Genomic DNA, 13,899 nt, shown 5'->3' with positions numbered 1-13,899 from the left:
TCGGCATACTCCGCGCCGGTTTGCCGAGAACGGTGTTTTCGCAGACCCCAAGTTTTCGCATAGGCCCGCGCGCGCCGCGCCGGGCGGCTGGTCCAGGGAAGATCGAATGTTGCGTGCAGTGGCGCGTGTCTGTGCCGTCCTCATCGCGTCCTCAACCCCCGTCATCGCCGCCGACGCGCCGCCCGAGCCGGTGCCCTTCGGCGTCTCCTCCGCCGAGGTGGTGGCGGAGCGCGACGTGCCGCAAGCCTGCTTCACCTTCACCGACCGGCTGGAGAAGTCGCGCGCGGTGAACTACCGCGACTATGTGGAGGTGGCGCCCGCCGGCAATGGGGTGGCCGGCGGTGGGGCGGTCTTCGACGGGACCGCCGTCGCCCGCGACCGCACGCTCTGTGTCGAGGGGCTGAAGCACGGGCAGAGCTACCGCATCACCCTGCGCGACGGCTTGCCGGGCAGCGACGGGAAGCGCCTGCCCAACCCCGACGCGCGCGACATCGAGGTGCCGAACCGCAAGCCGGCGCTGGCCTTCCGCGGGGCGGGCTACATCCTGCCGCGCATCGGCGCCGACGGGCTGCCGCTGCGCTCCATCAACCTCGACCGGGCGAAGCTCCAGGTGCTGCGGATCAACGACCGCAGTCTGGTCGAGAAGATCTATTTCGGCCGCATCGGCCAGCAGATGTCCGACCACGAGGTTGGCGAGATCCTCGACCGCTCCGGCCAGGAGGTGTGGCGCGGGGAGATGGCGATCAGCAACAGCCGCAACCAGGCGGTGGTAACGCCCTTTCCGATCGACGCCGTCCTGGGCCGGCTGGAGCCCGGCGTCTACATCGCCGTGGCCAGCACCGAGGACATCAAGCCCGGCGGCTGGGACCACAAGGCGACCCAGTGGTTCGTCGTCTCCGACCTCGGCCTGAACGCCATCACCGGCGAGGACGCGCTGGTCGTCTTCGCCCGCTCCGTGAAGAGCGCGACCCCGGAGGCCGGCGTTGAGCTGCGCCTGCTCGCCCGCAACAACGAGGAACTTGGCAAGGCGCTGACCGGCGCGGACGGGCTGGCGCGCTTCGACCTCACTGCCCTGCGCGCCGCCGGGCGTGAGCCGGTGCAGGCGCTGTTCGCCTACCGCGGGGCGGGGGATTTCGGCTTCCTCGACCTCGTCACGCCGACGCTGGCCAACGCGCCTCCGGCGGGCGGGGCGCCGAACGCGGCGCCGGGCGGTGTCGCGGCGGCGGTCCCGGCGCGCCCGGTCCCCGGCCAGCCCGACGCCTTCCTCTACACCGAGCGCGGCATCTACCGCCCCGGCGAGACGGTGCATCTGGCGATGCTGCTGCGCGACGCCGACGCCAAGCCGGTCACCGGCCGTCCCGTCACGCTGAAGATCCAGCGCCCGGACGGCTTCGAGGTGGACCGCCGTCCGCTCGCCGAATCCGGCGGCGGCAGCTTCGCCGCCCGCGTCGAGATCCCGGCCAACGCCATGACCGGCACCTGGGCCGTCACCGCCCATGGCGAGCCGGAGGCTGGCGCGCAATCAAGCACGACGGGGCCGAACACGATGGGTCCGGTGCTGGGCCGCGCCGAATTCCTGGTCGAGGACTTCGTGCCGCCGCGCCTTGATGTCGCCCTGGCCGCGGAGGCGGCGGAACTTCCGGCGGATGGCAAGACGACCCTGACCATCGACGGGCATTTCCTCTACGGCGCACCGGCGGCGGGCCTGCCGGGCGAGCTGGCGGTGACGCTGCGCGCCGCGGCGAATCCTTACCCGAACCTGCCCGGCTACCGCTTCGGCCTCGCCCAGGAAGAGGTGAAGCCGCTGCGCAGCGACCTGCCCGGCTTCACGACCAACCGCAACGGGCAGGCCAAGGCCGATCTCGCGCTGCCCAAGGCGCCGGAGAGCACCAAGCCGCTGGAGGCGGTGGTCCGCGCCACCCTGCTGGACATCGGGGGCCGCTCGGTCAGCCGCGATCTGGTCCTGCCGGTGCGCCACCAGCCCTTCGCCGTCGGCATCCGCCCGCGCTTCGAGGGTGATGGGGTGCCGGAAGGCGCCACCGCCGGCTTCGACGTCGTGACGGTCGGACCGGACGGCCAGCCGATGGACAAGGAGGAACTCTCCTACGAGCTGTTCGAGGAGGAGTACGACTACGCGTGGTTCGAGGCGAACGGGCGCTGGGACTACAAGGTCACGGTGCGCGACCAGCGGGTGACCGGCGGCACGCTCGCCGCCCAGGCGGCCAAGCCGGCTTCCGTGGAGGCCCCGGTGACCGCCGGGCGCTACCGGCTGGAGGTGTTCGACCCCAAGACCGGCGTGGCGAGCAGCCTGCGCTTCGCCGCCGGCTGGTGGATGACCCCGACCGCCGGCGAGCGTCCCGATCAGGTGGACGTGACCGTCATGCTGCCCGCCTACAAGGGCGGCGAGACCGCCTGGGTCTACGTCAAGCCGCCCTACGACAGCGAGGTGCTGATCGCCGTTGCCGACCGCAAGATCCGCCACGCCTCCACCCGCCGCATCGGGCCGGAGGGGGCGTTCCTGGAAATCCCCGTCGATCCGACCTGGACCGGTGGCGTCTATGTGCTGGCGACCGCCTTCGGCGCGCCGGACGCGGCGGGCGGTCCGTCCAAGGGCGTGGCGCGCCGCGCCGTCGGCCTGTCCTGGCTGGCGGTGGATGGGGACGAGCGGGCGCTGGACGTGCGCGTCGCCGCCCCGGCGCAGACCGAGCCCCGCCGCTCCGTCACCGCCGAGGTGGTGGTGGAGGGCGCGCCGGAGGGCCAGCCGGCCTATGTGACGGTCGCCGCGGTGGACGACGCCGTGCTCCAGCTCACCGACCAGCATTCGCCGAATCCCATCGACCATTATCTGGGCAAGCGCCGCCTGGGCGTGGAGCTGCGCGATTCCTTCGGGCGGCTGATCGATCCGGCGGTCCTGGACGCCACCCGCACGCGCCCCGGCGCCGCTCCGCGGCTGCGTCAGGTCGGCGTCACCGTTCCGCAGAAGTCGGAGCGCGTCGTCTCCCTGTTCTCCGGCGTGCTGACCGTGGGGCCGGAGGGCAAGGTGGCGGTGCCGCTGGACGTCCCCGATTTCCAAGGCCGGCTGCGCCTGATGGCCGTGGCGTGGAGCGGGGACAAGCTCGGCCGCTCCGAATCCTCCATGCTGGTCGCCGATCCGGTGCTGGCCGACCTGGGCCTGCCGCGCTTCCTGGCGCCGGGGGACCGGGCGGTGGTCCCGGTGACGCTCGACAACGTCGCCGGCCCGGCGGGCGCCTACACCATCTCCCTGATCGCCAGTGGTGCCGTGTCGCTCAGCGAGGGCAACATCGCCGTGCCGGAGCTGGGCAAGGGCAAGCGGGCCACCGCCGGGCGGGTCCTGACTGCCAACGGCGTCGGCACGGGGCACATCGCGCTCGACGTGACCGGGCCGGACGGCCTGCGCATCACGCGCCAGTGGGAAATCCCGGTGCGCCCGGCCTCGCCGCTGGTCACCCGCCGCACCGCCTCCATGCTGGCCCCGGAGCGCAGCGTCGAGCTGCCCGCCGACCTGTTGAACGGCCTGCGTCCGGAGACCGCGACGGCGGCCCTGTCGCTCGGCAACCTGCCGGACCTCGACATTCCCGGCCTGCTGACCGCGCTGGAGCGCGGCGGCCCCGGCGGGCTGGAGATGACGGCCAGCCGCGCGCTGCCGCTTCTGTCGCTGGGCGACGTGGCGGTGGCGCTGGGCGTCGCCTCGGATGAGCGGGTGAAGGCGCGGGTGCAGCGGTCGGTGGACCGCGTGCTGACCTTTCAACGGATGGACGGCGCCTTCGCCGCCTGGTCGCCGAAGGGGGAGGCCGATTCCTGGCTGACCGCTTACGCGCTCGACTTCCTGGGCCGCGCCAAGGCCGCCGGCTACCGCGTGCCGGAGGGGCCCTACCGCAAGGGGCTGGACGGGCTGCGAGGCGCGCTCGACAACGCCTGGGTGGAGGCCGACGAGCAGCCGGCCCGCGCCTACGCGCTCTATGTGCTGGCCCGCGCCAAGATGATCGACGCCGGTGCGGTCCGCTACTTCCAGGAAACCTTCTGGGACAAGCTGCAGACCGACTTCGCCCGCGCCCAGGTCGCCACGGCCATCGCCGCGCTGGGCGACAAGGACCGCGCGGCGGAAGCCTTCGGGCGGCTGTCCGGCGCCCGCGTCGTGTCGGCCAGCCTGCGCGATTACGGCTCGTCCCTGCGTGACGAGGCCGGCGTGGTGGCGCTGATGGGCGAGAGCGGCGTGGTCGAGCGGGATCGCCTGACCCAGGCGACCGAGCGCCTGTCAAAGACCTACGCCGCCGTCCGCACCACCGGCGTGCAGGAGCAGGCGTGGCTTCTCCAGGCGGCCAGGGCGCTGATCGACCGGGCGCCGTCGATGAAGATCGCCCAGAAGGACCAGCAAGGGGCCGATCAGGTCGCCGAGGGCGTCAAGCCGCTGTTCCAGCGCATCGACCCGGCGGCCCCGCCGGCCATCCGCAACGCCGGGGGCGAGCCGCTGCGCCAGATCCTGTCGGTGTCCGGCATCGCCGATGCGGCACCGGGGGCGGAGGAGCAGGGCATGACCGTGACCCGCAGCCTGTTCGACATGACCGGCCGCCCCGCCGATCCGGGCGCCGTCCGTCCGAACGACCGGCTGGTGGTGATCCTGGAGGGCAGCGCCTCCGATCCCGTCGACCGGCAGGTCCTGGTGTCCGATCCGCTGCCCGCCGGCTTCGAGATCGAGGCCGCCCGCTTCGCCGGGGGCGGGGCGCCGCTGGGCGACCTGTCCTGGCTGGGCGAGCTGACCGCGCCCCGCGCCGTCGATTACCGCGACGACCGCTACGTCGCCGCGCTCGACATGACAAAGCAGGCGCCGCGTTTCCGGCTGGTCTATCTGGTGCGCGCGGTGACGCCCGGCGACTACGCCCAGCCCGGCGCCGTGGTGGAGGATCTCTACCGCCCGCACCAGTCGGCCCGCACCGCCGCGTCGCGCCTGCGCGTCCTGCCGGAGTAGGCGGACCGAACGCAAAAGCCCGACCGCCCGCAGTTCACGGGCGGTCGGGCTTTCACTTTTTCGAGGCTGGCCGTTCCGGTCCCCGCCGGTATCAGATGATCGTTTTGTGCTCGTCGTCGCGCTGGCGGGTGATGACCATCATGATGACCACCACGACCGCGAAGAAGGCGGTCAGCGCCACGTAGAACAGCAACGCGACTCCGACCGTCAAGGTGCCGAGCAGCACCATGGCGAGTATCCAGATGCCCAGCGATACGATGGCGCGCGACGACATCGGCTGTCCCAACCCTGTTTGCCGTGACTCCGGTTTGTCCTGCCCTGTAACCGGCCGTTGCGCCCGGCCATTCCTGGCCCGGGTTCGCCGGCGGCTTTTTTTTGTTGAATGACCCGAGCCTGCCATAGCTGGGCGGGCTCATCGCCCGTGGCATGCTGTCACAGCGCGCCCGCGCCGCACCCCAGCCTTGGACATCGGAAAGAGAGCGGGCTGCCCGCTTGACAGCACATGGCAAGCGCCTTACCTTTACGTAAACGTCAACCAATGACGATCAAGGGAAGGGTGGGGAATGTCGCAACCAGCAAGGTTGATGGGGCTGGGCACGCGCGCCGACATCGGGCTGGACCCCGGCGCGGACGGTGCCGGACGGTCCTTCGCCATCGGTGAACTGGCTGACGAATTCGGGCTGACCCACCGCACCATCCGCCATTATGAGGACGAAGGGCTGCTGGCGCCGCAGCGCGACGGCACCGCCCGTGTCTACGGCCACCGCGATCGCGCGCGCCTCGCGTTGATCTGCCGGGGCAAGCGGCTGGGCTTCAGCCTCGCCGAGATCAAGGAATTCCTCACCCTCTACGACGCGGACGATATCCAGAAGGAGCAGATGCGCTTCATGCAGCGCATCGCCCGCCGCCGCATCGCCGACCTGGAACGGCAGCTTCAGGACGTTCAGCAGACGCTGGGCGAGCTGCGCATCATCGACACCCAGATCTCCGACCATTTCCGCAAGAACGGAATCACGGAGACGCACACCCCGGAGGACTCGCAACCATGACCTCGGCGCCTTTGACCACGCCCGCCAATCCGGTCGTCATCGCCGGCTACGCTCGCTCCCCCTTCGCCTTCGCCAACAAGGGCGAGCTGGCGAAGGTCCGCCCCGACGACCTGCTGGCCCATGTCGTCGCGGCGCTGGTCGAGCGCACGGGCGTCAACCCGCAGGACATCGAGGATGTGGTCGTCGGCTGCGCCTTCCCCGAGGGCGAGCAGGGCATGAACATCGCCCGCACCGTGTCCTTCCTGGCGAAGCTGCCGCTGACCGCCGGGGCGACCACGATCAACCGCTATTGCGGTTCCTCCATGCAGGCGATCCATCAGGCGGCGGGCGCCATCCAGATGGGGGCGGGCGAGGTCTTTCTGTGCGGCGGCATCGAATCGATGAGCCGCGTCCCGATGATGGGCTACAACCCGCTGCCGCATCCGGGCCTGAAGGACCAGTATCCGGAAGCCTACTGTTCGATGGGCGTCACGGCGGAGAATGTCGCCCGCCGTTACGAGATTTCCCGCGCCGACCAGGAGGCGATGGCCGCCGAGTCCCACGCCAAGGCCGCCGCGGCGCAGCAGGCCGGGCGCCTCGCCGAGGAGATCGTCGCCATCCAGACCGCCGCCGGCCTCGTGGAGCGCGACGGCTGCATCCGCCCCGGCACCAGCGGCGAAACGCTGAGCGGCCTAAAGCCCGCCTTCCTGGACGACGGCTCGGTCACCGCCGGCACCTCCTCCCCCCTGACGGACGGCGCCTCGGCGGTGCTGGTCACGACGGAAGCCTACGCCAAGGCCAACGGCCTGCCGATCCTCGCCCGCATCCGCTCGGTCGCGGTGGCCGGCTGCGCGCCGGAGGTGATGGGGCTCGGCCCGGTCCCGGCGGCGCAGAAGGCGCTGAAGCGCGCCGGCCTGTCCATCCGGGACATCGACGTGATCGAGCTGAACGAGGCCTTCGCCGCCCAGGCCATCGCCTGCATGCGCGACCTCGACATCGACCCGGCCAAGGTGAACCTGGACGGCGGTGCCATCGCGCTCGGCCACCCGCTCGGCGCCACCGGCGCCCGCATCACCGGCAAGGCCGCGGCCCTGCTGAAGCGCGAGGGCAAGCAGTTCGCGCTCGCCACCCAGTGCATCGGCGGCGGCCAGGGCATCGCCACGGTCCTGGAAGCGGTCTGACGGCGGCGGGACAGGGAGGCACCAACCATGCAGATCAAACGCGCCGCCGTGATCGGCTCCGGCGTGATGGGCAGCGGCATCGCCGCCCATTTCGCGAACGCCGGCATTCCCGTCGTCCTGCTCGACATCCCCGCCAAGGAGGGTGACGACCGCAGCGCCATCGCCAAGGGGGCCGTCCAGAGGCTCCTGAAGACCGACCCCGCGCCCTTCATGCACCCGAAGAACGCCAAACTGGTGACTCCGGGCAATCTGGAGGACGACTTGGCCCTGCTGGCCGACGTCGACTGGATCGTCGAGGCCATCGTCGAGAATCCGGCGGTCAAGGCCGACCTCTACCGCCGCATCGACCCGGTGCGCAAAGACGGTTCCGTGGTGTCGTCCAACACCTCGACCATCCCGCTGGGCGTGCTGGTCGCGGGGCAGTCGGACGCCTTCAAGCGCGACTTCCTCATCACCCACTTCTTCAACCCGCCGCGCTACATGCGGCTGCTGGAAATCGTCAGCGGCGAGGCCACCCGGCCCGACGCGCTGGCCGCCGTCGCCGACGTCTGCGACCGCGCGCTGGGCAAGGGTGTGGTCCGCTGCAAGGACACGCCGGGCTTCATCGCCAACCGCATCGGCGTCTACTGGATCCAGACGGCGATCAACACCGCCGTCGATCTCGGCCTGACGGTGGAGGAGGCCGACGCCATTGCGGGCCGCCCCATGGGCATCCCGAAGACCGGCGTGTTCGGTCTGGTCGATCTCGTCGGGCTGGACCTGATGCCGCACATCGCCAAGAGCCTGCTGGCGACCCTGCCGGAGAACGATCCCTACCGCGCCGCCTTCCGCGAGCACCCCGTCATCACCAAGATGATCGCGGAGGGCTACACCGGCCGCAAGGGCAAGGGCGGCTTCTACCGCCTGAACCGCGACGGCGGCGCCAAGGTCAAGGAGGCCATCGACCTGTCCACCGGCGCCTACCGCCGTTCCGACAAGCCGAAGCTGGAGAGCGTGTCCGCCGCCGGGCGCGACTTGCGGGCGCTGGCCGATTTCCCCGACAGGACCGGGCAGTACGCCCGCCGGGTGCTGGCCCACACGCTGGCCTACGCCGCGTCGCTGGTGCCGGAGATCGCCGACAGCATCGTCGCGGTCGATGAGGGCATGCGGCTCGGCTACAACTGGAAGCAGGGCCCGTTCGAGCTGATCGACCGGCTGGGCACCGAATGGTTCGCCGGCCTCTGCCGCAGCGAGGGCATCCCCGTCCCGCCGCTGGTCGAACAGGCCGCCGGGCGGCCCTTCTACCGGGTTGAGGATGGCACGCTCCAGCATCTGACCACCGCCGGTCTCTACGACACGGTGGTGCGTCCCGACGGCGTGCTGCTGCTGTCCGACATCAAGCGGGCGTCGAAGCCGGTGTGGAAGAACGGCTCGGCCAGCCTGTGGGACATCGGCGACGGCGTGCTGTGCGTCGAGTTCACCAGCAAGATGAACGCGCTGGACGGCGACATCATGGCCGCCTACGGCAAGGCAATGAAGCTGATCGGCGACGGAAAAGGGGACTGGAAGGCCCTGGTCATCCACAACGAGTCCGACAACTTCTCGGTCGGCGCCAACCTCGGCCTCGCCCTGTTCGCGCTGAACGTCGGGCTGTGGCCGCAGATCGAGGAGCTGGTGGAGGGCGGCCAGCGCGCCTACCGCGCCCTGAAATACGCCCCCTTCCCGGTGGTGTCGGCGCCCTGTGGCATGGCACTCGGCGGCGGCTGCGAGATCCTGCTGCATTCCGACCATGTGCAGGCCCACGCCGAGACGTACATGGGTCTGGTCGAGGTTGGTGTCGGGCTGATCCCCGGCTGGGGCGGCTGCACGGAGATGCTGGCCCGCCACGCCGCCAACCCGCGCACGCCGAAGGGGCCGATGCCGCCCATCGCCGGGGCCTTCGAGACGATCAGCCTCGCCAAGGTCGCCAAGTCGGCGGCGGAGGCCAAGGATCTGCTGTACCTCCGCCCCAGCGACGGCATCACCATGAACCGCGACCGGCTGCTGGCCGACGCCAAGGCCAAGGCGCTGGAGCTGGCCGCACACTACACCCCGCCCGAGAAGGTCACCTACACGCTCCCCGGCCCCAACGGGCGGGCGGCGCTGGAGCTGTTCCTCGAAGGCTTCGCGCTCCAGGGCAAGGCAACGCCACACGACATGGTGGTCTGCGGCAAGCTGGCCGAGGTGCTGACCGGCGGGCCGAAGGCCGACGTCACCCAGCCGGTGACCGAGGAGCAGATGCTGGGGCTGGAGCGAAAGGCCTTCATGGAGTTGGTGCGGACCGAGGGCACCATCGACCGGGTGGAGCACATGCTGACCACCGGCAAGCCGCTGCGGAACTGATGGGGGAGGACTGAGCAATGCCGATCTACAAGGCTCCGCTGGAGGATGTCCGCTTCGTCCTCGACGAGATCGTCGGGGCGGGGAAGCTGGCCGAACTGCCGGGTTACGAGGACGCCACCCCCGACCTGATCGCCCAGGTCTTGGAGGAGGGCGCCAAGCTGTGCGAGGAGGTTCTGTTCCCGCTGAACCAGTCGGGCGACGGCGAGGGCTGCAGCTTCGAGAACGGCGTCGTGCGTACGCCCAAGGGCTTCAAGGAGGCCTACGCCACCTACATCGAGGCGGGCTGGCAGGGGCTGTCCTGCGACCCGGCCTATGGCGGGCAGGGGCTGCCCAAGCTGGTCAACACCATGCTGGAGGAGTTCATCTGCTCCGCCAACCTCAGCTTCGGCATGTATCCCGGCCTGTCGCTAGGCGCCTACAACGCGCTCTCCACCTATGGGTCGGAGGCGTTGAAGCAGCGCTTCCTCGGCCGGCTGGTCGACGGCACCTGGGCGGGCACCATGTGCCTGACCGAGCCGCATTGCGGCACCGACCTGGGGCTGATCCGCACCAGGGCCGTCCCGCAGGAGGACGGTAGCCACAGGATCACCGGTACGAAGATCTTCATCTCCGCCGGCGAGCATGACCTGACCGAGAACATCCTGCATCTGGTGCTGGCTCGCCTGCCCGATGCGCCGGCCGGGACGCGCGGCATCAGCCTGTTCCTGGTGCCGAAGTTCCTGCCCAACGAGGACGGCGGCGTCGGTCCGCGCAACGGCGTCGCCTGCGGCTCCATCGAGCACAAGATGGGCATCAAGGCGTCGGCGACCTGCGTCATGAACTTTGAGGACGCCACCGGCTGGCTGGTCGGCGAGCCGCACAAGGGCATGCGGGCGATGTTCGTGATGATGAACGCGGCCCGCCTCGCCGTCGGCATCCAGGGGCTGGGAGTCGCCGAGGTCAGCTACCAGAACGCGGTGGCCTACGCCAGGGAGCGGCTCCAGGGCCGTTCGCTGAAGGGCACGGCGCACCCCGACAAGCCCGCCGACCCGATCATCGTGCATCCCGACGTGCGGCGGAACCTGCTGACCGCCCGCGCCTATACCGAGGGCGCCCGCGCGCTCGGCGCCCTGGTCGGCTACAAGCTGGACGTGGCGGAGAAGCACGCGGACGAAAAGACGCGCAAGGAGGCGGACGAATTCGTCCAGCTCATGACGCCGATCGTCAAGGCTCTGTTCACCGACATCGGCTTCGAGTCGGCCAACATCGCCGTGCAGGTGCATGGCGGTCACGGTTTCATCTGGGAAACCGGGGTGGAGCAGTATGTCCGCGACGCCCGGATCTGCCAGATCTACGAGGGTACCAACGGCATCCAGGCGCTGGATCTCGTGGGGCGCAAGCTGCCGCAGGACATGGGCCGGCTGCTGCGCCGCTTCTTCCACCCCGTCGGCGCCGAGATCGAGGTCGACATGGAGACGGAGGAACTGGCCGAATTCGTCCTGCCGCTCGCCAAGGCCTTCGCCAAGCTCCAGCAGGCGACCGCCGTCATCGCGCAGAAGGGAATGAAGGACCCGGAGGAGGCGGGCGCGGCCGCCACCGACTATCTGCGGCTGTTCGGTCTGGTGGCGCTTGGCTGGATGTGGCTGAGGATGGTCAAGGCCGCCAAGACGAAGTTGGCGGCGGGGGATGGCAATGCGGCCTTCCTTGAGGCCAAGATCAGGACGGCCCGATTCTACACCGCGAAACTGCTGCCGCAGACCAACGCCCTGTTCGTCATCATCATGGCGGGGTCCAGTTCCCTGATGGAGATGGACGAGGCCGCCTTCTGAGGATCAGCCTTACGGGGTCTATGTCTTTGGGCCGGGATCGGTGTATGCTTCACCCGTTCCGGCCCTTTCGCTTCGAGAGATGCGAAAGATAGAAAGTACGAAAACGACGGTTCTTTGTCATGAGCAAGCCTATGGCTTGATACATTCGTGCTCACTTTCGTCATGGGCGGACGCCGCGTAAAATGGATATTGCTGTCACGCAGCAATGCCATTGCTCAGAGCCTGCCATGTGACAAAGGTTAAATTCGGGTTGTCCACCCCCACCGGAACGTGGTACATCTGATGTGACATTACCCTGCATAAGGACTTTCTATACCTTTTGGAATTGGGTCATATGATGCTTGAAAATGACCTGCATTTTTTCCGAAACTGAGGGTTGGAACACTGGCCTTGTGTCAGGGCTGTACGTTCGGACCATTGAAAGCACTGAGTACGGGGGCACCACCAGATGAAAATCCTGATCGGAGACGACCATGTGCTTTTCCGGGAGGGATTGCGCAGGCTGCTCGAGCAGCTGAAGGAGGGAGCCAGCTTTGAGGAAGCCAGCAACTTTGATGAGCTTCTGGAAAAGGCTGGCAAGGGCGAGACCTACGATCTTGTCCTGACCGATCTGCGCATGCCCGGTTGGCCCGGCTTCTCCGGCATCCAAGACCTGCGGGAAAAGCAGCCCGACTCCAAGGTCGTGGTCGTGTCGGCGTCCGAGGCGCATCACGATGTTCGCGACGCGCTGGAGCATGGCGCCGCAGGCTACATCCCGAAATCCTCCAGCGTGAAGATCATGCTCAGTGCGCTGGATCTCATCTTCTCCGGTGGCGTCTATGTGCCGCCGACCGTGCTGCGTGAATCCGGGGAGGCGGAGGTGCGCGTCGGCGCCATTCCGCCCAGCGACCCGCAACTCGACCATCTGCTGACCCAACGTCAGCGCGAGGTTCTGGACCGCCTGCGCGAAGGCAAGTCCAACAAGCAGATCGCCCATGAGCTGGGCCTGTCGGAAGGCACGGTGAAGATCCACATGACGGCGATCTTCAAGTCGCTGGGTGTGCGCAACCGCACCCAGGCCGCCATGGCCTTCCCGCAGTCGCACTCTGCCTGATCGTTCGGCTGCCCTACCTTTGAAAACGCCCGCGGGACCGTCCGCGGGCGTTTTCGTTTATGGGATGATGGGTTGAGTCTCAGCCCATTCCGGCGACGTAGCCGCGCAGGGACTCGACCTCCAGTTCAGCGTCGTCCAGCCGCGCCTTCACGATGTCGCCGATGCTGACCAGCCCGACGAGTTCGCCGTCCTCCAGGATCGGAAGATGGCGGATGCGCCGTTGCGTCATCACGCTCATGATCTGGGACACCGTGTCGGTCGGGCTTCCAGTAACAAGGTCGCGGGTCATCAGATCGCCGACGGGCCGCTCCAGGGCGGCGGCCCCATCTGCGGCCACGGCACGGACGATGTCGCGTTCCGACAGGATTCCGGCGGGGCGGCCGTCATCCTTCATCACCAGGACGGCGCCGATTTTGTGATGGGCGAGCTTGCGGGCGACCGCGTCGATCCGGTCGTCCGGACTGGCGGTGATGATCTCCGTGCCCTTCCTTTTCAAGACGGCGGCAATGTGCATGGTTGTGCTTCCTCCCGCGCGGATTCACGAAAGGGAATGCTCCTCCACTGTCGCCGCTCAAGGAAGTCGCAAAAAGGAACAGGCCGGCTACTCCTTTCGGGGTAACCGGCCTGAATCCAGCGGTTTCGCGAAGCCTCTCGCGAGAGGCTTCGGAAAAGCCGATTAGAAGCGGTAGCCGACGCCGATGCCGATCAGCCACGGATCGATCTTGACGTCCGAAGTGACCGGAACGCCGCTGACGTTGGCGGTAACGTCGGTCTTCAGGAAGATCTTCTTGACGTCGAGGTTCAGCGACCAGTTGCCGGTCAGGGCAACGTCGACACCAGCCTGAAGCGCCCAGCCGAAGCGGTTCTTGTAGTCGACGGTGTTGGTCGTGAAGCCATCCGCGTTGGTGCTCCGCGCGGCGGTCTCATCGTAAAACCAAGTGTAGTTGATGCCGGCGCCGACGTAGGGGCTGACACGCTCCTTCGTGAAGAAGTGGTACTGGGCCGTCAGGGTCGGCGGCAGCAGCGACACCTTGCCCACGTCGATGTCGTGGCCGGTGATCAGCGAACCGGAAACCTTGTGACGGGTGGTGCCGGCGATCAGCTCCAGAGCGATGTTGTCGGTGATGAAGTAGGAGACATCGAGTTCGGGGATGTAGTCGTTCTCGATGTCCACGCTGCCGATGTTGCTGCCGCCGAACGGACCGCCGCCGATCAGGTCGCCATTTTCCTGCGGGATCACGGCCAGGGCACGCGCGCGCACCAGGATGTCACCGGCGGACTTGCCCTTGAAATCCTGGGCCAGCGACGGGGAGGAAACGGCGGCGAGAGCCGTGGTCGCCAGCAGGGCGGCGGCGGCGCGCTTCAGGAAAGTCATGGGATTCGCTCCAGGGCAGAATTAGCTGATGTCGTTTTTTTGGCTTAAAGCCTGGAGATGTATTAC

Annotated in this window: 9 protein-coding genes; 6 read left to right on the top strand and 3 right to left on the bottom strand. The window is 68.5% G+C overall.

Translation table 11 applies throughout. The features are described from left to right. Positions 1–106: 106 nt before the first annotated feature. Positions 107–4,987: an alpha-2-macroglobulin family protein gene (locus H1Q64_RS19285; RefSeq protein ID WP_237905197.1), complete on the top strand. Its 4,881-nt coding sequence runs from the start codon at positions 107–109 to the stop codon at positions 4,985–4,987. A gap of 91 nt (positions 4,988–5,078) precedes the next feature. Here H1Q64_RS19285 and H1Q64_RS19280 read toward each other — a convergent pair whose 3' ends face one another. Continuing rightward, positions 5,079–5,261, bottom strand: coding sequence for a hypothetical protein (locus H1Q64_RS19280; protein WP_237905196.1), 183 nt, complete (start codon positions 5,259–5,261; stop codon positions 5,079–5,081). 289 nt (positions 5,262–5,550) lie between these two features. Here H1Q64_RS19280 and H1Q64_RS19275 point away from each other — a divergent pair, with 289 nt between their 5' ends. The 5 genes from H1Q64_RS19275 (at position 5,551) to H1Q64_RS19255 (ending at position 12,458) form a co-directional block, all read left to right on the top strand. Then, the gene (locus tag H1Q64_RS19275; protein ID WP_237905195.1) at positions 5,551–6,036 is read left to right on the top strand and encodes a MerR family transcriptional regulator; all 486 of its coding nucleotides are present in this window, start codon (positions 5,551–5,553) and stop codon (positions 6,034–6,036) included. Then, entirely contained in the window at positions 6,033–7,196 is a 1,164-nt protein-coding gene (locus tag H1Q64_RS19270) for a thiolase family protein (protein ID WP_237905194.1), read from the top strand. The genes H1Q64_RS19275 and H1Q64_RS19270 overlap by 4 nt, the downstream gene beginning before the upstream one ends. Positions 7,197–7,223: 27 nt before the next feature. Next, on the top strand, positions 7,224–9,557 hold the full coding sequence (locus H1Q64_RS19265) for a 3-hydroxyacyl-CoA dehydrogenase/enoyl-CoA hydratase family protein (RefSeq protein WP_237905193.1): 2,334 nt from the start codon (positions 7,224–7,226) through the stop codon (positions 9,555–9,557). 17 nt (positions 9,558–9,574) lie between these two features. After that, positions 9,575–11,365 carry an acyl-CoA dehydrogenase C-terminal domain-containing protein gene (locus tag H1Q64_RS19260; RefSeq protein ID WP_237905192.1) on the top strand — a complete coding sequence of 597 codons (1,791 nt, stop codon included), beginning with the start codon at positions 9,575–9,577 and terminating at the stop codon, positions 11,363–11,365. Positions 11,366–11,813: 448 nt separating this feature from the next. After that, positions 11,814–12,458 (top strand): response regulator, encoded by a 645-nt coding sequence (locus tag H1Q64_RS19255; RefSeq protein ID WP_237905191.1) that lies wholly within the window; start codon positions 11,814–11,816, stop codon positions 12,456–12,458. 79 nt (positions 12,459–12,537) lie between these two features. Here the strand turns inward: H1Q64_RS19255 and H1Q64_RS19250 are convergent, their stop codons facing one another. Further along, a complete protein-coding gene (locus H1Q64_RS19250) occupies positions 12,538–12,972 on the bottom strand; it encodes a CBS domain-containing protein (RefSeq protein ID WP_237905190.1) in 435 nt (144 codons plus the stop codon). A gap of 162 nt (positions 12,973–13,134) precedes the next feature. Beyond that, positions 13,135–13,833, bottom strand: coding sequence for an OmpW/AlkL family protein (locus H1Q64_RS19245; protein ID WP_014198347.1), 699 nt, complete (start codon positions 13,831–13,833; stop codon positions 13,135–13,137). Positions 13,834–13,899 lie beyond the last annotated feature (66 nt).

The organism is Azospirillum brasilense (genome assembly GCF_022023855.1).
In the GTDB taxonomy this organism is placed as follows: Bacteria; Pseudomonadota; Alphaproteobacteria; order Azospirillales; family Azospirillaceae; genus Azospirillum; species Azospirillum brasilense_F.
Note: the sequence above shows the minus strand (reverse complement) of the source record. Positions and strands in the feature narration are given on the sequence as shown.

Coding starts and splice junctions, on each gene's coding strand:
- H1Q64_RS19265 (WP_237905193.1), top strand. CDS start 7,224: ATGCAGATCAAACGCGCCGCCGTGATCGGCTCCGGCGTGATGGGCAGC.
- H1Q64_RS19255 (WP_237905191.1), top strand. CDS start 11,814: ATGAAAATCCTGATCGGAGACGACCATGTGCTTTTCCGGGAGGGATTG.
- H1Q64_RS19285 (WP_237905197.1), top strand. CDS start 107: ATGTTGCGTGCAGTGGCGCGTGTCTGTGCCGTCCTCATCGCGTCCTCA.
- H1Q64_RS19245 (WP_014198347.1), bottom strand. CDS start 13,833: ATGACTTTCCTGAAGCGCGCCGCCGCCGCCCTGCTGGCGACCACGGCT.
- H1Q64_RS19260 (WP_237905192.1), top strand. CDS start 9,575: ATGCCGATCTACAAGGCTCCGCTGGAGGATGTCCGCTTCGTCCTCGAC.
- H1Q64_RS19275 (WP_237905195.1), top strand. CDS start 5,551: ATGTCGCAACCAGCAAGGTTGATGGGGCTGGGCACGCGCGCCGACATC.
- H1Q64_RS19250 (WP_237905190.1), bottom strand. CDS start 12,972: ATGCACATTGCCGCCGTCTTGAAAAGGAAGGGCACGGAGATCATCACC.
- H1Q64_RS19280 (WP_237905196.1), bottom strand. CDS start 5,261: ATGTCGTCGCGCGCCATCGTATCGCTGGGCATCTGGATACTCGCCATG.
- H1Q64_RS19270 (WP_237905194.1), top strand. CDS start 6,033: ATGACCTCGGCGCCTTTGACCACGCCCGCCAATCCGGTCGTCATCGCC.